Raw genomic sequence first — 23,480 nt, forward strand, 5'->3', positions numbered from 1 at the left:
CCTGAGCGATCCTTTCTCTGAAAATGATCAAAAAGGCGAATTGTCTGAACGGGCAGTATTGGATAAAATGAAATCATAAAGTGATATGCAGCACATAAAATAGAGAAAATTGGATGTCGGGGAAAATAGACAGCGGAGGGCGCAGCATGAACAAAAAAATTTTAGTTGTAGATGATGAACAATCTATCGTTACTCTTTTACAGTATAATCTGGAACGGTCCGGCTATGATGTCATTACCGCATCAGACGGCGAAGAGGCTTTGGAGCAGGCAGAGAACGAAAATCCGGATTTAATCGTACTGGATGTCATGCTGCCGAAAGTGGACGGAATCGACGTCTGTAAACAGCTCAGACAGCAGAAAATGATGGTTCCGATCTTGATGCTGACAGCAAAAGATGAGGAGTTTGATAAGGTGCTGGGACTGGAGCTCGGAGCGGATGATTACATGACAAAGCCGTTCAGTCCGCGGGAAGTCACTGCGCGGGTGAAAGCCATTTTAAGAAGGGCTGACATTTCTTCGCTGGCACAAGGCAGAGAAGAGGAAAAGGACGGGCAGATCCTCATCGGCGAGCTGAAAATTCTTCCGGAGCATTACGAAGCGTACTTCAAGTCAGAACAGCTGGAATTGACGCCTAAAGAATTTGAACTGCTTCTGTATTTGGGAAAACATAAGGGAAGAGTGCTGACGAGAGATCTTCTGCTGAGCGCGGTCTGGAACTATGATTTTGCCGGGGATACCCGGATTGTTGACGTTCATATCAGCCATCTGCGCGACAAAATCGAATCAAATACCAAAAAACCCATCTATATTAAAACAATCAGAGGTTTGGGGTATAAACTGGAGGAGCCAAAAATGAATGAATAAAGTCCGTGTGCGTCTGTTCGCTTTACTCGTTGTATGTATCATATTGGTTTTCAGTGTTCTCGGCCTTTTTTTACAGCAGCTTATTTCTTCATCCGCTGAAGAAAGAACGGCGGATCAGCTGAAAAAGGAATCGGTATACATAGCGGGCCTTCTTGACACCGGCCGAATCGGCAATAAAAGCAATGAAACGGTAATCCGTGACGCCGGCCGCACCCTCGGTATAAACGTCGCCGTGCTCAACGAGAAGGGTGACGCCGTATATCATTCCGGCAGTCATGCTGATGATTCAGCCGTAAAGGAGTTCATTTCTCACAATAAAAGCGAGGAAGCCGTACAGTCGAAAAGCAAAGTCATCCGCGGCACTGCCGTAAAAAATGACGCCGGGAAAATTGCGGGGTATGTACTCGTTTCCTCTGAGATCAACGGCGGTTCAAGCGTTACCGGAGAAATGTGGGGCATGCTGGCAGCAAGTCTTTGTACCGCTTTTATCATTATCGTTTTCTTTTATACAAACATGACGTCCCGTTACAAAAAATCAATCGACGCCGCGACAAAGGTGGCGACGGAGCTGTCCAAGGGGAATTATGACGCCCGCTCCTACAGCGGTTACGCAAGGCGGTCGGACCGTCTCGGGCGTGCGATGAACAGCCTGGCGGTCGATTTAATGGAAATGACGAGAACGCAGGATATGCAGCGCGATCGTCTGTTAACCGTCATTGAAAATATCGGATCCGGTTTGATTTTAATAGACGGGAGAGGTTTTATCAATCTCGTGAACCGGTCATACACGAAGCAGTTTCATACAAAGCCTGAACGTCTGCTTCGGCGCCTTTACCATGATGCGTTTGAACATGAGGAGATCATTCGGCTTGTCGAAGACATTTTTATGACGGAGACGAAAAAATGCCAGCTGCTCAGACTTCCCATCAACATTGAGCGGCGCTACTTTGAAGTTGACGGCGTTCCGATCATGGGCCCTGACGATGAATGGAAGGGCATCGTCCTCGTCTTTCACGATATGACGGAAATTAAAAAATTGGAGCAGATGAGAAAGGACTTCGTCGCCAATGTCTCCCATGAACTGAAAACACCGATCACCTCGATTAAAGGATTTACGGAAACACTGTTAGACGGAGCGATGAAAGACGAAAAGGCGCTTTCAGACTTTCTGTCTATCATTCTGAAAGAAAGTGAGCGGCTCCAATCTCTCGTGCAGGATTTACTGGATTTATCCAAGATGGAGCAGCAAAACTTTACGATGCGCGTAGAGTCCTTTGACGCTGCAAAAATTCTGCATGAAATTGAAGCGCTTTTGCGGCATAAGGCTGAGGAAAAAGGCATCAGCTTTCAGCTCGATCTCCCGGAAGAGCCGATTTTTGTGACGGGTGACGCGCACAGGCTGAAGCAGGTGTTTTTGAATCTGGCGAACAATGCCCTGACCTACACGCCTGAAAAAGGGACGGTGGGGATTTTGGTACATGTGAAAGAAACCGTTGTCGATATCAAAGTGTCCGATACGGGAATCGGCATTCAAAAGGAAGAGATCCCGAGGATATTTGAGAGATTCTACCGCGTGGATAAAGACAGAAGCCGCAACTCGGGAGGAACTGGGCTCGGCCTCGCCATCGTGAAGCACTTAATAGAAGCCCATGAAGGTAAAATCGAGGTCACAAGCGAGCCGGGACAGGGGACTGTATTTACCGTGACGCTGAAGCGGCAGCCGGAAGCGTGATCAGCTTTACAAAGGATTAACAATTTCTTCATGACCTGTTAAACCTATCTTGTTAGGATGTAACAGAACCCCTTCATCCAAGGAGCCAATTTTGACGGCGGGAACGTGTTTTCTTGTTCCCGTCCTTTTTTGCGTTTTCACGGGGTTCGCTCATTTTCCTTTCAAATTGAACTTTGTTAAAATAAGAGAAGCTGTGAAATTAAAAAATAGAGGAATGACGAGCTTTTGCTCTTAGGAGGATATTGAATGACGGAACGAAAAAAATTAGTGCTTGTCGACGGAAACAGTCTGGCGTACCGGGCGTTTTTTGCATTGCCGCTTTTAAGCAATGAAAAAGGCATCCATACAAATGCCGTATACGGGTTTGCGATGATTTTGATGAAAATGCTGGAAGATGAAAAGCCGACCCACATGCTGGTGGCTTTTGATGCGGGAAAAACCACTTTCCGCCACAGCACGTTTAAAGAATATAAAGGCGGAAGACAAAAAACGCCGCCGGAGCTTTCAGAACAGATGCCGTTCATCCGCGAGCTCCTTGATGCCTACAAAATCAGCCGCTACGAGCTTCCTGAATATGAAGCGGACGATATTATCGGCACCCTTGCCGTTTCTGCTGAAAAAGAAGGCTTCGAAGTAAAGGTAGTGTCGGGGGACAAGGACTTAACCCAGCTTGCAACCGGGAAAACGACCGTTGCCATTACGAGAAAAGGCATTACTGACGTGGAAGATTACACGCCGGAGCACGTGCAAGAAAAGTACGGTCTGACCCCTTTGCAAATCATTGATATGAAGGGATTAATGGGGGATTCATCCGATAACATACCGGGCGTCCCCGGCGTCGGAGAAAAAACCGCGATTAAGCTTTTAAAGCAGTTCCATTCGGTTGAGAAACTGCTTGATTCCATTGATGAAGTCAGCGGAAAAAAATTAAAAGAAAAGCTTGAAGAATATAAGGAACAAGCCCTGATGAGCAAAGAGCTGGCGACGATTATGACAAATGCGCCGATTGAAGTCAAGCCCGAAGATTTAGATTACCAAGGGTTTGACCGTGAACAAGTTGTTGCCATTTTTAAAGACCTGGGTTTTAATACGCTTCTTGAGCGGCTCGGTGAAGAAAGCGGCGAAACGGCGGAAGAAAATTTTGAAGACATCAATGTCGAAACGGCAGAAGAAATCACTGAAGATATGCTCGTTTCGCCGTCCGCTTTGGTCGTTGAACAAATCGGTGATAACTATCACGAAGAACCGATCCTCGGCTTTTCCATCGTGAATGAAACAGGTCTTTATTATATTCCGAAAGAAATCGCCATTCAGTCTGAAGCTTTTAAATCTTGGGCTGAAGATGAATCGATGAAAAAGTGGGTGTTCGACAGCAAACGTTCCGTCGTCGCTTTGCGCTGGCAGGGAATTGAGCTGAAGGGAACGGAATTTGACGCGCTTCTTGCTGCCTACATTATAAACCCGGGCAATTCGTACGACGATGTCGCGAGCGTAGCGAAAGAATACGGGCTGAATATCGTTTCAAAAGATGAAGCGGTATACGGAAAAGGCGCAAAGCGCGCCGTTCCGGCTGAAAAAGAGCTTGCCGATCATCTCGCGCGGAAAGCGTCTGCTGTTAACAGCCTCCGTGACAAACTGCTCGACGCTTTGGAAGAAAATAATCAGCTTGAATTATATGAAGATCTCGAACTCCCGCTTGCGCTTATTCTCGGAGAAATGGAGTCAATGGGCGTCAAAGTGGATGTTGAAAGACTGAAGCGAATGGGCGAAGAGCTTAAGGCGAAGCTGAAAGAATATGAAGAAAAAATCCATGACATCGCCGGTGAGCCGTTTAACATCAATTCACCAAAACAGCTCGGCGTCATTCTGTTTGAAAAGCTCGGCCTGCCGCCAGTAAAGAAAACAAAAACAGGCTATTCCACTTCAGCTGATGTGCTTGAGAAGCTCGCAGACAAACATGATATCGTCGCGCACATTCTGCAATACAGACAAATCGGCAAACTCCAATCGACTTATATAGAAGGGCTGCTGAAAGTCACACGCAAGGATTCTCATAAGGTGCATACACGATTCAATCAGGCATTGACTCAAACCGGACGCCTCAGCTCAACAGATCCGAACCTGCAAAATATTCCGATCCGGCTGGAGGAAGGGCGGAAAATCCGCCAGGCTTTCGTACCGTCCGAACCGGACTGGCTTATTTTCGCCGCCGATTATTCACAAATTGAATTAAGGGTGCTTGCGCATATTTCAAAAGATGAAAATCTGATCGAAGCGTTTACGAATGACATGGACATTCACACAAAAACCGCCATGGACGTATTTCATGTCAGTGAAGATGAAGTGACACAAGCGATGCGCCGCCAGGCAAAGGCCGTCAATTTCGGTATTGTTTACGGCATCAGTGATTACGGGCTGTCACAAAACCTCGGCATCACCCGGAAAGAAGCGGGCGCTTTTATAGACCGCTATTTGGAGAGCTTCCCGGGCGTTAAGGCGTATATGGAAGAATCGGTGCAGGAAGCGAAGCAAAAAGGATATGTCACGACACTTATGCAGCGCCGCCGCTACATTCCTGAGCTGACAAGCCGCAACTTCAACCTGCGGAGCTTTGCGGAACGGACGGCCATGAATACGCCGATTCAGGGAAGCGCCGCCGATATTATTAAAAAAGCCATGATTGACATGGCAGCTGAGCTGAAAGAAAAAAACCTGAAGGCGCGACTGCTGCTTCAGGTGCACGATGAATTGATTTTTGAAGCGCCTAAGAAAGAAATTGAAATATTAGAGAAGCTGGTTCCTGAAGTGATGGAGCATGCTTTGGCATTAGACGTGCCGCTGAAGGCGGATTATGCTTCAGGGCCGTCTTGGTACGATGCAAAGTAAACAGAGAAAAAGGAAGTGATGATTGTGCCGGAATTACCAGAAGTTGAAACGGTCCGGCGCACTCTGACCGGTCTTGTGAAGGGGAAAACGATTGAATCGGCGGATATCAGATGGCCGAATATCATCAAAAAACCCGCCGAGCCGGAGGAATTCGCGCGGCAGATTGCAGGAGAAACAATCCGATCCATCGGAAGAAGGGGAAAGTTTTTGCTTTTCCATCTGGATCATTATGTCATGGTGTCCCACCTGCGGATGGAGGGGAAATACGGTCTTCATCAGGCCGATGAGCCTGACGATAAACATGTGCACGTCGTGTTTCACATGACGGACGGAACACAGCTCCGCTACCGGGATGTCCGGAAATTCGGCACGATGCATTTGTTTGCGCCGGGAGAGGAATTGAATGCATTACCGCTTTCACAGCTCGGGCCAGAACCCGATGATGAAGCATTTACCGCTGCTTATTTAAAAGAGCGGCTTGCAAAAACGAACCGCGCGGTGAAAACCGCCCTGCTCGACCAAAAAGCGGTCGTCGGCCTCGGCAATATTTATGTCGATGAAGCTTTATTCCGGGCGCGTATTCATCCTGAGACAAAAGCGAACAGTCTGTCAGACGGGCAGATAAAAACGCTTCATACAGAAATTAAAGACACCCTTCAGGAAGCGATTGACGCGGGCGGGAGCACCGTCCGGTCTTATATCAATTCTCAAGGGGAAATCGGAATGTTTCAGCTCAAACATTACGTATACGGCAAAAAGGATGAGCCGTGCAAAACGTGCGGCACGATGATTTCTAAAATCGTGGTCGGCGGAAGGGGTACTCATTTTTGCGCCCGCTGCCAAAAAAAAATCATAAACTGAAGCGGTTCAAGCAGGCGGCAGCAGAATGACTTTTTTCTAACACAGTTGATGACCTTTCTCCATATATATATTGTGATTCACCCAATAGGCATATGTCACAATTGCCGATCAAGAGAAAGGGAGAAACGGATATGGAGATTGTTTCTTTGCTGCTTTTGGCTTTTGCTGTCAGCTTGGACAGTTTTTCAGTCGGGTTTACGTATGGTTTGAGAAAAATGAAAATCCCGTTCAAAGCGATTGCCGTGATCGCTTGCTGTTCAGCCTCTGTGATGTTTATATCCATGCTGATCGGCCATTTTCTGACAAAGATTTTTCCCGTATCCGTCACGGAAAAACTGGGCGGGCTGATCTTAATCGGAATCGGGGCATGGGTCATCTGGCAATTTTTCAAACCGGCTAAAGAGCCGGATTACTTATTGCATGAAAAAACGTTACTTAATCTTGAAGTGAAATCGCTCGGCATCGTCATTCATATTTTGAAAAAACCGACCAGCGCCGATATTGATCAATCCGGAACCATTAACGGAGTCGAGGCGCTTCTGCTCGGTATCGCCTTATCCATTGACGCGTTTGGCGCCGGGCTGGGAGCGGCCATTCTCGGCTTTTCTCCGGTTATGATGAGCGTGACTGTCGGGCTGATGAGCTCGCTGTTTGTTTCACTCGGCATAAACGCGGGGCATTTGCTTTCAAGATGGAATTGGATAGATAAAATGACATTTTTGCCGGGAGTCCTGCTGATTATCATCGGGATTTGGAAAATGTAAGAAGGAGTGGGCTTTTTGAGCTTGGTCATCGGTTTAACGGGAGGCATCGCAAGCGGCAAAAGCACGGTAGCGCGTATGCTGATCGACAAAAAAATAACAGTCATTGATGCGGATGTCATCGCAAAACAGGCGGTGGAAAAAGGAATGCCGGCTTACGGACAAATTGTGGAGGCATTCGGAAAAGACATCCTGCTGGAAAATGGCGGTATTGACAGAAAAAAACTCGGTTCTATCGTTTTCACTGACGAACAGAAGCGTCTGAAGCTGAATCAGATCGTTCATCCGGCAGTACGTGCGGAAATGCTGAAACAGCGGGATGAAGCCGTTGCGCGAAAAGAGCAGTTCGTCGTTTTGGATATACCGCTTTTGTATGAAAGCGGGCTTGATTATCTTGTCGGCAAGGTGCTCGTCGTCACCGTACCGGCAGACATTCAGCTTAAACGGCTGATGGAGCGGAATTCCCTTACAGAAGAAGAAGCGATGAGCCGGATAACGTCGCAAATGTCTTTAGCGGATAAAACAAAAAAAGCTGACGCCGTCATTGATAACAGCGGCAGTCTTGAATATACAAAGCACCAGCTTGAGGAAGTATTGAGCGGCTGGGCATAAACAAACACCGTTCGGAAAGCCGAACGGTGTTTTTCTGGTTAAAAATCAAAATTGTCAGGATCCGGACCGACACGGAGGTTTTCGTTCAGATCATCAATCCGCTTCATATCGTCAGCTGACAGTTCGAAATCAAAGACATTTGCATTTTCTTCAATACGGTGTTTTTTCGTTGATTTCGGAATGGTGATGACACCGTTCTGCAAATCCCAGCGCAAAATCACTTGGGCGGCTGATTTGCCGTACTTCTCAGCGATTTCCTGTAAAACGGTGTGATCAAGCAGCTGACCTTGCATCAATGGCGACCACGCTTCAAGCTGAATGCCTTGTTCAGTGCAGAAAGCAAGCAGTTCTTTCTGTGTCAGACGAGGATGGTACTCCACCTGGTTGATCATCGGCTTGATTTCCGTCTCTTTCATGAGATGTTTCAGATGGTGAATTTGGAAATTGCTGACCCCGATCGCCTTAATGCGTCCATCCCGGTAGAGGGTTTCGAGCGCCCGCCACGCATCGATGTACTTTCCTTCGACAGGCCAATGGATCAAATATAAATCCAAATAATCTAAACCGAGTTTTTCTAAGCTTGTGTCAAACGCTTTTAACGTTTCTTCATATCCTAAATCGGCATTCCATACTTTTGACGTGACAAAAATGTCTTCACGTTTTAATCCCGCTTCTTGCAGCCCTTGGCGGATGCCTTCGCCGACACCTTCTTCATTTCCGTAAATCGCGGCGGTATCAACGCTGCGATAGCCGTGCACCAATGCCGTTTTCACCGCGTTGACGAGTTCCGCGCCTTCCTCTACTTTGAAAACTCCGATGCCGAACCAAGGCATCTCTACTCCGTTATGCAATGTTGCTTTTGCTTGTAAATGTGTTGTCATGTATATATTCCTCCTATTAGTTGTCTGTTGAAACAATCAAAATGCGCTGAAGAAAAACTCACCTCCTTTCAAGGGCAGTGCGATCCCGCTTTTCAAGCTTCCTGCTCCATCCGGTTAATACGACCGCGCTGAGCACCATTAGCGCCCCGATCCAAGCGGTATGAATGATTCCGATTGAGTCTGTAATGATTCCGCCGGCAAACGAGCCGATCGCGATTCCGGCATTAAATGCCGCGATATTTAATGCTGATGCTGTATCAACGGCGCTTGGCGCAAAACGTTCACTCAGCATCACGACATATACCTGAAGCCCCGGCACATTCATAAACGCCAACAGCCCCATGAAAATAATGGTGATCAGCCCGGCTGTTTTAAACGGCGCGGTAAAAGTCAGAACAAACAGCACAGCAGCCTGGACAATGAACATATAAAACAAGGCTTTCAGCGGATTTCGGTTTGATAAACGGCCGCCAATCATGTTTCCGATGGCAATCGCAATTCCGTAAATGAGCAGGATGGCCGCGACGGTTTCTTTCTGAAAACCGGTTACCTCCTGAAGAAGCGGAGATAAATACGTAAACACGACAAACGTTCCGCCGTAGCCTAACGCGGTAATGATAAATAAAAGCAATAACCGGCCGTTTGTGACGAGTTTGACCTGCTCGGCAAATGCGGTTTTCGTCCCTTTGCGCAAATGTGACGGAACGAGAAGCGCGTTTGTGAGGAATGCGATGATTCCTACCGCCACAATGACGGCAAATGCGATTCTCCATCCGAATTGCTGGCCGAGATAGGTGCCGAATGGAACGCCGGTCACCGTAGCCACCGTCAGCCCCGTAAACATGATAGAAATCGCGCTTGCTCTTTTATGCTCCGGCACGATATTGGCGGCGATTGTTGCCCCGATTGACATGAAAATGCCGTGGGAAAAAGCCGAAATAACCCGTGCCGCCAGTAAGACGCCGATTGAGGAAGCGCTCGCTGCGAGTGTATTTCCGGCGATAAAAATTAACATCACCCAGAGCAGCAGCGTTTTCCGCGACATGCCGGATGTGAGAGACGTTAAAACCGGCGCGCCGAATGTCACGCCCAGAGCATACATGGAAACGGTAAGTCCCGCCGTTGTCACAGGTATATGCAGATCTTGAGATATAAGCGGCAGCAGCCCGACGCTGATAAATTCGGTTGTGCCGATCGCAAAAGCGCTGACGGCTAATGCCAGCAGCGCTGGTAAATAGCTTTGGCGATGTGAAGACATCTGTTTTCCTCCTTGAACGATAATGTATGGTTGAAATGATGCCGGGTAAACGATATAAGTATAAGAGTACATTCCTTTTCAGCCGGCAAATGTCATTATGATCGATAGAAGTGTCATTGAAAAGAACGTACTTTTAAGTGCCATAGGCACTTTTTAGTTCCTATAGATGAGGAGGAATTACCGTTGCTGAAGAAAAAATACAATATATCCGTAGAGGCGGCGCTTGAAGTGATCGGCGGAAAATGGAAGTGTGTGATCCTCTGCCACCTCATGCGCGGGAAAAAACGGACAAGCGAATTGAAGCGGCTTATGCCGGACATCACCCAGAAGATGCTGACACAGCAATTGCGGGAGCTGGAAGCTGACGGCGTCATCAACCGGATCGTATACAATCAGGTGCCGCCGAAAGTGGAATACGAGCTGAGTGAATACGGGCACAGTCTGGAAAGAATTTTAAACGCGCTGTGCGACTGGGGCGCGATGCATATTGCTAAACGGTACGGCGAGGTGTCTTCCGTTTTAGAGGACAGCATTTTAAATGACAAATTTAAAGAACCGGGACAAATATAAGAAAAAAGCAGGCAGCCTGAGACGCTGATCCTGCTTTTTTTATGGAAGAAAGATCATTTTATATGCAAAAAAACCGATTGAACAACATATTGATCGGTATAAGGGTGGATTTTTATCAAGTTGTACTGGCGGATTTCTTTTAATGTGTTATACTATATATAAATAAAGGTAAATTAGAGTGGCATATTAAAAAGGGGTGACCTGAGCATGAAGGTAAAAGTAGCAATCAACGGGTTTGGAAGAATCGGAAGAATGGTGTTCAGAAAAGCAATGGAAGATGATCAAATTCAAATAACAGCCATTAATGCAAGCTATCCCCCGGAAACGCTTGCTCATTTGATAAAGTATGACACAATTCACGGCAAATACGATCAAGAAGTTGAGACCTCCGACGACAGCCTGATCGTCAACGGAAAACATATTATGCTGTTCAATCGCCGGGACCCGAGAGAGCTTCCGTGGAAAGAATGCGGAATAGACATCGTCGTAGAGGCAACGGGGAAATTTAATTCAAAAGAAAAAGCAATGAGCCATATTGAAGCAGGGGCGAAAAAAGTCATTTTAACGGCTCCGGGCAAAAATGAAGACGTTACCATTGTCATGGGAGTAAATGAAGAGCAGTTCAATCCCGATGAACATGTCATTATTTCAAATGCATCCTGCACGACAAACTGTCTTGCGCCGGTCGTCAAAGTGCTTGATCAGGAATTCGGGATTGAAAGCGGCCTGATGACGACTGTTCACGCTTACACGAATGATCAAAAAAATATCGACAATCCGCATAAAGATCTGCGGAGGGCGAGAGCGTGCGGAGAATCCATCATTCCGACTTCTACAGGCGCCGCCAAAGCGCTGTCGCTCGTGCTGCCTCATTTGAAAGGAAAACTTCACGGTCTCGCTTTGCGTGTTCCCGTTCCGAATGTGTCATTAGTGGACCTTGTCTGCGATCTGAAAACAGATGTGTCGGCCGAGCAAGTGAACGCCGCTTTCCAAAGAGCCGCAAAAACGTCGATGTACGGAATTCTTGATTATTCGGATGAGCCGCTCGTTTCTTCGGATTATAATACGAATTCACACTCTGCGATCATCGACGGACTGACAACGATGGTGATGGAAGACCGAAAAGTAAAGGTACTCGCCTGGTATGACAATGAATGGGGATATTCCTGCCGGGTCGTTGATCTTATCCGTCACGTCGCCGCGCGAATGAAACACCCGTCAGCTGTGTAGACTAAAGATCATGGACATTTGTTAGAAAAAAACCCTTAACGGCATATTCGCAAAAAACACACCTTGCAAAATAAACTTAAACACAGTATACTATCTTTCGTGAACTTCTTGCTCGTGACTGCTTCGGAATTACTTAAAGGGTTAGGACCTCTCCGGACTAACTTTCCCCCGTGGTAAATGGCCGGGTCAGTTCTCGGAAATTCACTTTTTTAATTCTTGTTAAGGGGGGTCCATGATTATGGAAACAATGGGGCGTCACGTCATCTCCGAGCTGTGGGGATGCGATTTTGATAAGCTCAATGACATGGATTTTATTGAAAAAACGTTTGTAAATGCTGCTTTGAAATCAGGAGCTGAAGTGCGCGAGGTCGCATTTCACAAATTTGCACCGCAAGGCGTAAGCGGAGTCGTTATTATCTCTGAGTCACATTTAACGATTCACAGTTTTCCTGAACACGGATATGCAAGCATTGATGTTTATACTTGTGGAGACCTGGATCCTAATGTGGCTGCGGATTACATTGCGGACGCATTACATGCAGATACAAGAGAAAACATTGAAATACCGCGAGGAATGGGGCCTGTACAGATTAAACAGGCACAAGCGAAAGTACTGTAATTTTCAAAACGCAAACACAAGGGAGCTAAGCTGAAAAAGCCATTACGCGCTTTGAAGCTGATGCTCCTTTTCTAATGTAAAAAACAGCATTGCTTTTTCTTTAAGCATTTTTTTTGTAAAATAGAAAAGATAAGGCCGGTCTATCGGCTCTCCCAACAAATAGGCTCATCCTAGAAACGTTGGCGGGCATTTACCGGAAGCTTGCGAACCGCATTACAGCAACGAAACAGATGGGAGCTGATCCAATTTGAAATGTCCTTCATGCCAGCACAACGGTTCCCGCGTACTTGATTCACGGCCTGCGGACGAAGGGAAATCAATCCGCAGAAGGCGGGAATGCGAAGCCTGCCATTACCGCTTCACTACATTTGAGAAGTTTGAAGAGATGCCTCTGATCGTCGTGAAAAAAGAAGGCGTCCGGGAAGAATTCAGCCGTGAAAAAATGCTGCGCGGGTTAATTAAAGCTTGTGAAAAAAGACCCGTTCCTTTAAAAACATTGGAAGACATGTGCTTTGACATTGAAAAAGAGCTGAGAAACCAAGGTGTATCTGAAGTCAAAAGCGAACTTGTCGGAGAAATGGTAATGGACCGTCTGGCGAAAATCGATGAGGTGTCTTATGTCCGCTTTGCCTCCGTCTACCGGCAGTTTAAGGATATAAACGTGTTTATCGATGAATTGAAAGATTTAATAAAGAAAGAACGCTGAGAGAGCTAAGAGATTGTGTCTGGCTCTTTTCTCATGAGCAAAATTGGCATTTGATAGATCGCAGAAACGGTGTAAAATGAGAGTAGAAACATATCGGAAGGTTTGAGAATCATGGCTGACTATTGGAATGACGTATTGCCTGTAGATCCTTATACGGTCAAAAGCCGTTCGCTTCTTCAGGATGTCGACAGACAGGTTTTGACACATCTGTACCAGCCGCTGATCGGTTCTTTTGCATTCTCCCTTTATATGACCTTATGGGGAGAGCTTGAGCAGAACCGCTTGTGGGGAGCGGAATCCACGCACAGGCAGCTGATGGGCATGATGCAGTCAAATTTAAAAAAGATTCATCATGAACAGGGAAAGCTTGAAGGAATCGGGCTGCTGAAAGTGTATATCCGGGAGTCCGAGCAGAAAGAGCGGATGTTTATTTATGAGCTGCTGCCCCCGCTCAGACCGAATGATTTTTTTGAAGACGGCATGCTGAATGTCTTTCTTTATAACAGAGTCGGTAAAACGAAATACCAGCAGCTGAGACAATTTTACACGCACCCTTCCGTCGGCGCGGACGCAAGGGAAATTACCCGTCCGTTTAATCACGCCTTTGCCTCTTTTCAGCCGAGCGAATGGAAAATGACGCCTGATATGGAAGAGGCGATGAAGCTCCCCGAGGACTATGAGACGGCGTCTGTCGGACAAGCGCCTTCCTATACGGTGACGGAGGAAGTATTTGATTTTGAGCTTTTCATGGCGGGACTGTCAGAAACGATGATACCGCGTAAATCAATCACGCAGGACGTGCGGGAGAGCATTAAAAAGCTTTCATATTTATACGGAATAGATCCTATCTCCATGCAGCACGTCGTCATGACCGCAATTAATGAACAGGATACGATAACGGCCGAAGCGCTGAGGAAAGCGGCCAGCGACTGGTACCAAATTGAAAGAAGCGGTAAGCTTCCGGAACTGATTGATAAAACACAGCCTGTCACCTTGAGAGAAAACCGGACGGAAAAGGACGATTCATTGAACGGCGAACTCATCGCACAGCTTGAGACCATATCACCGAGAAAGCTTCTTCAGGACATTGCGGACGGGACCGAGCCGTCAAAAGCCGACTTGCAGATTATCGCCGATATTATGTTCGAACAAAAGCTTGAGCCCGGCGTCACCAATGTGCTGATTTATTATGTCATGCTGAAAACGGATATGAAGCTGTCCAAAAACTATATCCAAAAAATCGCCGCCCACTGGGCCAGAAAGAAAGTCAAAACGGTACGGGAAGCAATGAAGCTCGCAATAGAAGAGCACAGGCAATATCTTGATTGGGCGGACGGCAAAACAAACGGCGCGGCGCGCGGCAAAAAAACCGTCCGGGAAGAAAAGCGCCCTGATTGGATGAAAGAAGAAGAAACCGGGAAGAAACAAGAACAGCCGGCTCTTTCCGTGCAGGATCTTGAAGAACAGAAGAAAAAAATGATGGAAGAAATGAAAAAACTGAAAAAATACTCTGCCTATTGAGACAGAGAAGCGGGGTGATATTGAATGGAACCGATCAGCCGATCCTTAGAAGGCGTGACGAAAAGACCTGACTTTCAAAAACGCCTGGAACGAATGCAGCAGCAAGTCATGGCCGACGAAGACGTCCAGGCTTTTTTGAAGGAACAGAAAGATGTAATCAATCAAAGCATGATTGACAGAGGGTTAAATAAACTGTACGAATTCGTTCAGCAAAGCAAACAGTGCGCCTTCTGTTCGAAAGACAGCCGGACGAACAGCCTGCTTGAAGGCTATCATCCGAAGCTTGTGATCAACGGGCGTTCCATCGATATTGAATATTACGAATGTCCGGAAAAGAGAAAGCTCGACCGCCAGAAAAGGCAAAAGTCCCTGATGAAGAGCATGTATATCCAGCAGGATCTTCTCGGCGCGACGTTTCAGCAGATCGACATTACCGATCCGAGCAGAGTCGGCATTTTCCAGCATGTGACGGATTTTCTGAAGAGCTATAATGAAACAGGAAAAGGCAAAGGGCTGTATCTGTACGGAAAATTCGGAATCGGAAAGACATTTATTTTAGCCGCCATTGCTAACGAACTGGCGGAAAAAGAGTATTCATCAATGATCGTATATGTTCCCGAATTTGTCAGAGAGCTGAAAAACTCGCTCCAGGATCAGTCGTTGGAGGCGAAACTGAATATGGTGAAAACGACGCCCGTATTGATGCTTGATGACATCGGAGCGGAGTCAATGACAAGCTGGGTCAGAGATGAGGTCATCGGCACCGTGCTTCAGCACAGAATGAGCCAGCAGCTTCCCACTTTCTTCTCGTCTAATTTCTCACCTGACGAGCTGAAGCATCATTTTACGTATTCACAGCGGGGAGAAAAGGAAGAAGTAAAAGCGGCAAGACTGATGGAGCGGATTTTATATTTGGCTTCGCCCGTCCGTCTTGACGGGGAAAACCGCCGCCGTTCATGATGCCGGCGTCCAATGGGAAGGATTTGAGGGAATGAGGAATAAGAAGGCTGTCACTTGGGCTGCGGCTGCGGCGGGAGCGGGCCTTTTGCTGTGGGCAAACCGCAAATATCTGAATCTGTCGCCTAAGGAGATCCGGCTGTGGGTGTTATCGTTCGGTGTTTTTGCGCCGCTTGTGTTTATCGGAATTTCCATCGTCAGGCCTTTTGTGCTGTTTCCCGTATCAATCGTTTCCGTCGCCGGAGGATTGGCGTTCGGCCCGTTTTTCGGCACCGTGTATACGCTGGCGGGCTCAATGGGCGCTGCCGCCGCGTCTTTTTTTGCGGCGGGGCTGTTTGCCTTTAATGAGAAAAGCCGTCATGGAAAAATGGAAGCCATTCAAAAGCAGATGAAAACCAATGGCTTCTTTTATATTTTTATCCTGCGTATTCTGCCTGTTAACTTTGATGTGATCAGCTATGCCGCGGGCCTATCGAAAGTCAGGCCGATGACGTATTTTTTGGCGACCGCAGCGGGCATCATTCCGGGGACGATCGTCCTGAATGTGCTCGGCGCGAGCTTTATGTCCGGCAATGTGCTGACCGTACTCGGCGTGATCTGTCTTTACATCGTATTTTTATCGCTTCCCGTTATATTTAAAAAGAAGGTGCGCCATTTGTTCGGCGGTGAAAGCTAACCTTTACGTCTATTTTAAAAACATCCCCCATATACTTGTAACAGATGCCGTAAGGGGGGACAAATATGCTTGAAGTGATCTTTGAAGATGACCACGATACCGCCGCTTTTTTACATCTCATTCAGCAATCGGACGACCGGAGACATTTTATTGTCCGTGAAGGCATAAAAAAAGTCGGAATCGCAAGGTCTGAAACGGCTTTTGGCGTTCAGCGCTTTATTGAGCCGATACTTGTCAGGTTTTTTTTGGAATGCAAAGAAGACGAGCATATGCTTTCGCTTATTGAGGATGCATACTGCTTCACCGATCAGGATGAACAGCAGCAAATCCTTCAGCTTGCACACAGCATTATGGAAGGAGAGCTTGATGATCATCCGTTCGAGCCGAAGAAAGAGCCGCGCACACAGTTTATTTCAGATGCGCTCCGGACGATTTCACTTGATGCGGGTGTTTTTTCCGTGCGTTCGTTTCAGACGTTCCGGCTCGGCAGGTATTATGAGCGGCTCAGAGAATACGCGGAGGCTGCGATAGATGAATATCGGATGGAACAGGAATATCAAAACTTTATCCAGTCTCTGAGAGATTATGTGACATCCAATCCGCCGCGGATGAAGAAAGTCCGCATCGTACATGACCGGGCTTTTACGCTGTGGGAGCTGCGCTATTTGTCAGAACGGGAACAGAAAAAATACATAGACAGACGGTTTGTGCGGGAGCACCCGATGTATATAGATTCCCATCTCCTTGCGCCGCTGATCTCCATTGCGCCTGAGACGGTAGAACTGTATACGGACAAACCGGAGCATATGATGTCCAGAACGATTCAAAACGTGTTTCAGGAGAGGGTGCGCCTTTTTCCGCTGGGCGCGTTTGCAGCCGAGAAGACGGAAGGATAGCCGCACGGACGGCCTTGTGTAAGCGGCAGGGCTGTCTTTGCGAAATCAGACGGAAAACCGAGTTGCATTTTTCTCACAGACATTTTATAATACATAAAAGATTAATGATTGCTACACGTATTGATAAGGACATGAAGCATTGATACCGGCTTTATAAGAGAGGAGAGCCCAGGCTGAAAGCTTTCCAGCTATGGATCATTGTCTTTACCGCCTTTGAACTTCAGCTGTGAACGCCGGAAGAAGCGCCAGTAATAGCTGACGGGAACTCCCGTTACAGAGCTTAGAGCCGCAGGTGCCGAAGCAATCGGCCGCGCGGAAAAAAGGGTGGAACCACGATTCCGTTTATTTAACCTCGTCCCTTTCATAGGGGGCGGGGTTTTTGATTTGCATAAAAAAAGGAGTGACGAAGATGTCAGATATGATCAACATCACATTTCCGGACGGAGCGGTAAAGGAATTTCCGAAAGGAACAACAACAGAAGATATCGCGGCATCCATCAGTCCGGGATTAAAGAAAAAGTCTTTAGCCGGAAAACTGAACGGACAGGAAATTGATTTAAGAACGCCGATTCAAGAGGACGGTGCCGTAGAAATCATTACAGAAGGCACAGAAGAAGGTTTGAACATCATGCGGCACAGCACGGCGCATTTATTGGCCCAGGCGATTAAACGCATTTATAAAGATGTGAAATTCGGAGTCGGCCCCGTCATTGAAAACGGGTTCTATTATGACGTTGAAATGGAACAGGCGCTGACGCCGGATGACCTTCCGAAGATTGAAAAAGAAATGAAACGCATCATCGGTGAAAATCTGCCGATCATCCGAAAAGAAGTGAGCCGTGATGAAGCAAAAGCCATGTTTGCGGAAATCGGCGATAATCTGAAGCTTGAACTGCTGGATGCCATCCCTGAAGACGAAACGGTCTCCATTTATGAGCAGGGCGAATTTTTTGACCTGTGCCGCGGCGTGCACGTGCCGTCTACAGGCAAAATTAAAGAATTTAAGCTGCTGAGCCTTGCGGGCGCATACTGGCGCGGCGACAGCAAAAACCAAATGCTTCAGCGCATTTACGGCACGGCCTTCTTTAAAAAGGATGACCTGAAAGAGCATTTGCGGATGCTTGAAGAAGCGAAAGAGCGTGACCACCGAAAACTGGGCAAAGAATTAAAATTGTTCGCCAACTCTCAAAAAGTCGGACAAGGTCTGCCGCTCTGGCTGCCGAAAGGCGCGACCATCCGCCGCGTGATCGAGCGCTACATTGTGGATAAAGAGCTGAGCCTCGGTTATGAGCACGTCTATACGCCTGTTCTCGGAAGCAAAGATCTGTACGAAACATCGGGCCATTGGGATCATTATCAGGATACGATGTTTCCGCCGATGGAAATGGACAATGAAACACTCGTGCTCCGTCCGATGAACTGTCCTCACCATATGATGATTTACAAGCAGGACATTCACAGCTACCGCGAGCTTCCGATCCGGATTGCAGAGCTGGGAACGATGCACCGATACGAAATGTCCGGGGCGCTTTCAGGTCTTCAGCGCGTACGCGGCATGACGTTAAATGACGCGCACATTTTCGTCCGCCCTGATCAGATTAAAGAAGAATTCATCCGCACGGTCCGTTTGATTCAAGACGTATACGAAGACTTCGGCCTGAATGATTACACATTCCGCCTGTCTTACCGCGATCCTGAAGACACGGAAAAATATTTTGATGATGATGAGATGTGGAACAAAGCGCAATCCATGCTGAAGGCGGCAATGGATGAGATGGGGCACGACTATTATGAAGCGGAAGGCGAAGCGGCGTTTTACGGCCCTAAACTTGACGTGCAGGTGAAAACGGCGATCGGCAAAGAAGAGACATTGTCAACTGTACAGCTTGACTTCCTTCTTCCGGAACGCTTTGATCTCACTTACGTCGGAGAAGACGGCAAACAGCACCGCCCTGTCGTTATTCACCGCGGCGTCGTGTCAACGATGGAGCGTTTCGTTGCTTTCTTAATCGAAGAGCACAAAGGCGCCCTTCCGACATGGCTTGCGCCGGTGCAATTCCAAGTCATTCCTGTATCACCGTCCGTGCATCTTGACTATGCGAAAAAAGTGCAGGAGCGCTTGCAGCGCGAAGGCCTGCGTGTCGAGCTTGACAGCCGGGACGAAAAAATCGGCTATAAAATCCGTGAAGCGCAAATGCAAAAAATCCCGTACATGCTTGTGGTCGGTGACCAAGAAGCGGAAAACGGCGCGGTAAACGTCCGGAAATACGGCGAGCAGAAATCAGAAACCGTCTCATTGGACGATTTTGTGAAAAAGGCTGTAGCCGAAGCGAAAAAATAACCGGAAATACAAAAACCCCGTTCATTCAGAATGGGGTTTTTTTGCGTATAACATTATCTTTCTTTTTGTTTCTCTATAATCGCAAACAGCTCGTGAAGATCGCTGATCACGTAATCAGGCGCAATGTCCGTATCATTTTTCTTTTGCGTCCGGTTTACCCAGACTGTCGTAATGCCTGCCCGTTTCGCTCCCAATATATCAGTATTGAGGTTATCTCCGACCATAATGGCGTCTTCTTTTTTCAGGTTCAGGAGGCCGAGGCAATGTTCGAATATGGAGGCGTCGGGTTTCCCTTTTCCGAAAGCGCCTGAGATGACGATTTCATTAAAATAAGGCGCGAGCTCAGGAACGCCGGCGAGTTTTTCTTTCTGCAGGCTGGGATCGCCGTTTGTCAGCAGAAGCAATTCATAAACACCTTTCAGCTTATCAAGCACCGCAAACGTTTCATCATACACGTACGGACGCTGTCTGCGTTCCGCCGCGAAAAACTCCGCCAAATATTCGCCGTAAGCCGCATCGTCTATACCGACGCTTTTTAAGCCGTTTGTCCAGGCGTTTCGTCTGTATTCCGGGGCAATCCGATTCAGCTGTTTAAATCCTTCGCTGACCGGCTCGGAAAAATTCGCCCACAATCCTTCAAATGGATTAATGCCGATCATGACCGTATAAGGATAGGTTTCGTATGACATATACAATTCCCGTGCCGCTTTCCGAACCGCATCTTCAAATGTATGCGGGTCAAGGCCATATTTTTTTTCCGCTTGTAAACATGTTTCCCTGAATGTTGTTCTGACGCTTTTTTCATCCCATAACAGTGTATCGTCCAAATCAAAAAATACGGCTTTCATGATCTTCTCCTCTTTGTTATATTCTGAAACTCTCTGCCGCAAGGCTCCCGTTTATTCTACAATAGATATATAGACTGTGAAAGATTTGTTTTCAGATGATTTGAAAAAAACAGGCAGGTTTGTGTCAGATTCTGTCTCAGGCTCAAAAACGTGATAAAATAAAATTTGAAAGAACAGGTGAAAAGTATGCTGCATTTGATCATCATGATGCTGGAAAGAGTCGGAATTATCGTCATATTGGGATTTGTTCTGGCTCATACCAGATTGTTCAGACAGGCGCTCCAGCAGCCTGAGAGCTATAAAGGCAAAGCGGTGCTGATTTCAATTTTCTCGCTGTTCAGTATCATCAGCAACTATACGGGAATAGAAATTCAGCGGAATACAATCATGAATAATGACTGGGTGTTTCAAATTAATCCGTCCGGTTCAATTGCCAATACAAGAATTATGGGCGTTGAAATCGGCGGACTCTTAGGCGGCCCGTATGTGGGGATCGGCGTCGGCATACTGGCCGGCCTGCATCGTTTATCACTCGGCGGCGCGACCGCAGTCAGCTGTGCCGTCTCATCCGTTTTAGCGGGCATTTTGTCCGGCTGGATCGGACGGTATTTCAGAAAACGCTATGCGATGCCGACACCGCGGGTGGCCGCGCTTGTCGGACTCGGAATGGAATCGCTGCAAATGCTGCTCATCCTCTTGATGGCCAAGCCGTTTTCTGATGCTTGGACGCTTGTGAGCATCATCGGCATCCCGATGATATTGGTAAACGGGTCAGGGACTTTTATTTTTCTTTCGATCATTCAGTCGATTATCCGGAAGGAAGAACGGGCGAGAGCCCTTGAAACCCACAGGGTGCTGATGATTGCCGACCAGACGCTTCCGTTTTTCCGCCAGGGGCTGAATGAAAGCTCATGCAAAAGCGTCGCCGCCATCATTCACAGTCAAACAGGAACGGACGCGGTATCGCTTACGGATAACGAAAAGATTTTGGCGCACGTCGGCGCGGGTGCCGACCATCATATTCCGTCTGAAAGCCTGATCACCGGATTGTCAAAACGCGTCATTAAAACGGGTCATATTATGAAAGCGACATCAAAGGAAGAAATTGAATGCACGCACGATCCCTGTCCGCTGCATGCGGCGATCGTATTGCCGCTGACGTCAAACGGCAAAACGATCGGGACGTTGAAGATGTACTTTAAAAGCCCGTCAGGTTTAAGCCGGGTTGAAGAAGAGCTTGCAGAAGGACTCGCCATGCTGTTTTCCACTCAGCTTGAACTCGGCGAGGCGGAACTGCAGAGCAAATTGCTGAAAGACGCAGAAATAAAGGCGCTTCAGGCCCAGGTCAATCCGCATTTTCTGTTTAATGCGATCAATACGATTTCTGCTCTTTGCCGTACGGATGTGGAAAAAACCCGAAAGCTTCTGCTGCAGCTCAGCGTCTATTTCCGTTCCAATCTGCAGGGGGCAAGGCAGCTGCTCATCCCGCTTTCTAAAGAACTGAACCATCTGCAGGCATATTTATCATTGGAGCAGGCCCGTTTTCCCGGGAAATATAAAATCAGCCTTGAAATCGAACACGGTTTGGAGGACATCGAAATTCCTCCTTTTGTGCTGCAGATCCTCGTCGAAAATGCGCTCCGTCATGCATTTTCAAGAAAGCAGGACAGCTGTGCCGTCAATGTCAGCGTGGTATCCGCCGGTCAATCGGTTTTAATGCGGGTTGGAGACAACGGGCGGGGAATTGATCCGGAATTGCTGTCCGTGCTCGGAAACCGTCCGCTGCCGTCTAAAGAAGGGACGGGAACCGCGCTTTACAATTTAAATCAGCGGCTGATCGGGCTGTTCGGCCCCAAAGCAGCCCTGCGATTGGAAAGTGAGGCCGGCAAAGGTACGGACGTATCATTTGAGCTGCCTTTGAAACTGATGACTAAAGGAGAAGAACATGCTGAAGGTGTTAATCGTTGATGATGAAATGCTGGCAAGAGATGAATTAGCTTATTTGCTGAAACGGACGAATGAAGTAAGTGACATAAACGAAGCTGAAAATATTGAATCCGCTTTTGACAGTATGATGGATCAAAAACCGGATCTGCTGTTTTTGGACGTTGATTTGTCAGGAGAAAACGGATTTGACATTGCCAAACGGCTGAAAAACATGAAAAATCCGCCGGCCGTCGTTTTTGCGACGGCGTATGACCAATTTGCTTTAAAAGCCTTTGAAGTCGACGCGCTCGATTATTTAACGAAGCCTTTTGATGAAGAAAGAGTGCGCCAGACGATCAGAAAGTTTAAAAGAGTGAAGCGGGACAGGGCAGGAGCCGTCTCAGAGCAGCCGTCCGCGGCCGGAGCGCATAAACTGGCTGTATCAGCCGGTGAATCAATTGTCATTTTAGATACGAAGGACATTATTTACGCCGGCATGGAGGACGGACACGTTTCCGTCAAAACGTTTGCCGCGTCTTATTCCGTTCATGAAACTTTGGCGGTCATTGAGAAAAAACTGCCTGATACGGGTTTCTTGAGAGTGCACCGCGCGTTCATCGTGAATACGGAGCATATTACGGAAATTCATCCGTGGTTTAATTCGACGTACAATCTTATCTTAAAAGACGGCTCTAAAATTCCCGTCAGCCGTACATACGCCAAGGACTTAAAAAAGCTGCTTCATATTATATGAGGCGGCTTTTGCATTTCAGCAGCCGTTTTTTGCATTTCAGAATGAATATTCAGCCGTTTGTTATGAAAGCGCTTCAAAAGGCGATTCCTCTTTTATAATGGACCTAACAAAGAGAAAGAGGTGAAGAAAATGAGTGCGAAAAAAGTGTACGGATTTCTGACACAAGCATTTATTTTTGCCGTAATTATGCTCATATCTAATGGGATTGCAGCGATTGTCCCCATTCCTATACCCGCTTCCGTAGTAGGTTTGGTGTTATTATTTGTCCTCTTATGCCTGAAAGTGATTAAGCTTGAACAAGTAGAAACGCTGGGAACATCATTAACGTCACTGATCGGATTTTTATTTGTCCCGTCGGGCATCTCCGTGATGAATTCACTTGGCGTCATGCAGCAGTACGGCGTGCAGATCGCACTCGTCATCTTACTCGCTACCATCATTCTGTTAGGGGCGACGGGCCTTTTTTCTCAGCTGATCTTGTCTGTCAGCCAAAAACGTCAGAAGGCAGCCCCTGAAAAACAAACGGTGCGCCGTTCCAATCATGAAAAAGAACTTGTGCAGCATTAGGAGGGAAATCGG

At 47.3% G+C, this 23,480-nt stretch carries 21 protein-coding genes; 18 read left to right on the plus strand and 3 right to left on the minus strand.

What is annotated here, in order from left to right; all coding sequences use genetic code 11:
• Positions 1–146: 146 nt before the first annotated feature.
• The 6 genes from SB24_RS15595 to coaE all read left to right on the plus strand — a co-directional run bounded on the left by SB24_RS15595 (position 147) and on the right by coaE (position 7,718).
• Positions 147–866: a response regulator transcription factor gene (locus SB24_RS15595; RefSeq protein ID WP_031379143.1), complete on the plus strand. Its 720-nt coding sequence runs from the start codon at positions 147–149 to the stop codon at positions 864–866.
• Positions 859–2,598 carry a two-component system histidine kinase PnpS gene (pnpS, locus tag SB24_RS15600; protein ID WP_039254239.1) on the plus strand — a complete coding sequence of 580 codons (1,740 nt, stop codon included), beginning with the start codon at positions 859–861 and terminating at the stop codon, positions 2,596–2,598. The genes SB24_RS15595 and pnpS overlap by 8 nt, the downstream gene beginning before the upstream one ends.
• A gap of 246 nt (positions 2,599–2,844) precedes the next feature.
• Positions 2,845–5,484 carry a DNA polymerase I gene (polA, locus tag SB24_RS15605; protein WP_039254241.1) on the plus strand — a complete coding sequence of 880 codons (2,640 nt, stop codon included), beginning with the start codon at positions 2,845–2,847 and terminating at the stop codon, positions 5,482–5,484.
• 24 nt (positions 5,485–5,508) lie between these two features.
• Positions 5,509–6,345, plus strand: a complete 837-nt coding sequence (gene mutM / locus SB24_RS15610; protein ID WP_099686882.1) for a DNA-formamidopyrimidine glycosylase — start codon at positions 5,509–5,511, stop codon at positions 6,343–6,345.
• Positions 6,346–6,476: 131 nt separating this feature from the next.
• On the plus strand, positions 6,477–7,109 hold the full coding sequence (ytaF, locus tag SB24_RS15615) for a sporulation membrane protein YtaF (protein ID WP_003152461.1): 633 nt from the start codon (positions 6,477–6,479) through the stop codon (positions 7,107–7,109).
• Positions 7,110–7,124: 15 nt separating this feature from the next.
• A complete protein-coding gene (coaE, locus tag SB24_RS15620) occupies positions 7,125–7,718 on the plus strand; it encodes a dephospho-CoA kinase (RefSeq protein WP_039254246.1) in 594 nt (197 codons plus the stop codon).
• Between the two features lie 38 nt (positions 7,719–7,756).
• Here coaE and SB24_RS15625 read toward each other — a convergent pair whose 3' ends face one another.
• Positions 7,757–8,599 (minus strand): aldo/keto reductase, encoded by an 843-nt coding sequence (locus tag SB24_RS15625; protein ID WP_007408081.1) that lies wholly within the window; start codon positions 8,597–8,599, stop codon positions 7,757–7,759.
• Positions 8,600–8,657: 58 nt separating this feature from the next.
• On the minus strand, positions 8,658–9,857 hold the full coding sequence (locus tag SB24_RS15630) for an MFS transporter (protein WP_007408082.1): 1,200 nt from the start codon (positions 9,855–9,857) through the stop codon (positions 8,658–8,660).
• A 183-nt stretch (positions 9,858–10,040) separates the two neighbouring features.
• Between SB24_RS15630 and SB24_RS15635 the strand changes: the two genes are divergently transcribed.
• From SB24_RS15635 to thrS, 9 genes are all read left to right on the plus strand, one after another.
• A complete protein-coding gene (locus tag SB24_RS15635) occupies positions 10,041–10,427 on the plus strand; it encodes a winged helix-turn-helix transcriptional regulator (protein ID WP_003152469.1) in 387 nt (128 codons plus the stop codon).
• A gap of 207 nt (positions 10,428–10,634) precedes the next feature.
• Positions 10,635–11,657: a glyceraldehyde-3-phosphate dehydrogenase gene (locus tag SB24_RS15640; protein ID WP_007408083.1), complete on the plus strand. Its 1,023-nt coding sequence runs from the start codon at positions 10,635–10,637 to the stop codon at positions 11,655–11,657.
• A 238-nt stretch (positions 11,658–11,895) separates the two neighbouring features.
• Entirely contained in the window at positions 11,896–12,276 is a 381-nt protein-coding gene (gene speD / locus SB24_RS15645) for an adenosylmethionine decarboxylase (RefSeq protein ID WP_003152471.1), read from the plus strand.
• Positions 12,277–12,523: 247 nt separating this feature from the next.
• Complete coding sequence (nrdR, locus tag SB24_RS15650; RefSeq protein ID WP_003152473.1) at positions 12,524–12,982, plus strand: transcriptional regulator NrdR; 459 nt, start codon at positions 12,524–12,526, stop codon at positions 12,980–12,982.
• Positions 12,983–13,093: 111 nt separating this feature from the next.
• On the plus strand, positions 13,094–14,503 hold the full coding sequence (locus SB24_RS15655) for a replicative helicase loading/DNA remodeling protein DnaB (RefSeq protein ID WP_039254250.1): 1,410 nt from the start codon (positions 13,094–13,096) through the stop codon (positions 14,501–14,503).
• Positions 14,504–14,527: 24 nt separating this feature from the next.
• A complete protein-coding gene (dnaI, locus tag SB24_RS15660) occupies positions 14,528–15,463 on the plus strand; it encodes a primosomal protein DnaI (RefSeq protein ID WP_012118157.1) in 936 nt (311 codons plus the stop codon).
• 31 nt (positions 15,464–15,494) lie between these two features.
• Entirely contained in the window at positions 15,495–16,136 is a 642-nt protein-coding gene (locus tag SB24_RS15665; RefSeq protein WP_007408086.1) for a TVP38/TMEM64 family protein, read from the plus strand.
• Between the two features lie 65 nt (positions 16,137–16,201).
• Complete coding sequence (gene ytxC / locus SB24_RS15670) at positions 16,202–17,032, plus strand: putative sporulation protein YtxC (RefSeq protein WP_039254253.1); 831 nt, start codon at positions 16,202–16,204, stop codon at positions 17,030–17,032.
• Between the two features lie 409 nt (positions 17,033–17,441).
• Positions 17,442–19,373 (plus strand): threonine--tRNA ligase, encoded by a 1,932-nt coding sequence (gene thrS / locus SB24_RS15675; protein ID WP_015417978.1) that lies wholly within the window; start codon positions 17,442–17,444, stop codon positions 19,371–19,373.
• Between the two features lie 53 nt (positions 19,374–19,426).
• Here the strand turns inward: thrS and SB24_RS15680 are convergent, their stop codons facing one another.
• Entirely contained in the window at positions 19,427–20,221 is a 795-nt protein-coding gene (locus SB24_RS15680; protein ID WP_015240354.1) for an HAD family hydrolase, read from the minus strand.
• 186 nt (positions 20,222–20,407) lie between these two features.
• On the opposite strand from SB24_RS15680, the gene SB24_RS15685 reads away from it, so the two are divergent.
• The 3 genes from SB24_RS15685 to lrgA all read left to right on the plus strand — a co-directional run bounded on the left by SB24_RS15685 (position 20,408) and on the right by lrgA (position 23,468).
• A complete protein-coding gene (locus SB24_RS15685; protein WP_039254256.1) occupies positions 20,408–22,189 on the plus strand; it encodes a sensor histidine kinase in 1,782 nt (593 codons plus the stop codon).
• The gene (locus SB24_RS15690; protein ID WP_015417976.1) at positions 22,167–22,901 is read left to right on the plus strand and encodes a LytR/AlgR family response regulator transcription factor; all 735 of its coding nucleotides are present in this window, start codon (positions 22,167–22,169) and stop codon (positions 22,899–22,901) included. The genes SB24_RS15685 and SB24_RS15690 overlap by 23 nt, the downstream gene beginning before the upstream one ends.
• A gap of 129 nt (positions 22,902–23,030) precedes the next feature.
• Positions 23,031–23,468, plus strand: coding sequence for an antiholin-like murein hydrolase modulator LrgA (gene lrgA / locus SB24_RS15695; protein WP_015417975.1), 438 nt, complete (start codon positions 23,031–23,033; stop codon positions 23,466–23,468).
• Positions 23,469–23,480: the final 12 nt, after the last annotated feature.

Origin of the sequence: Bacillus sp. Pc3 (genome assembly GCF_000815145.1) — a bacterium.
Taxonomy (GTDB): Bacteria; Bacillota; Bacilli; order Bacillales; family Bacillaceae; genus Bacillus; species Bacillus velezensis.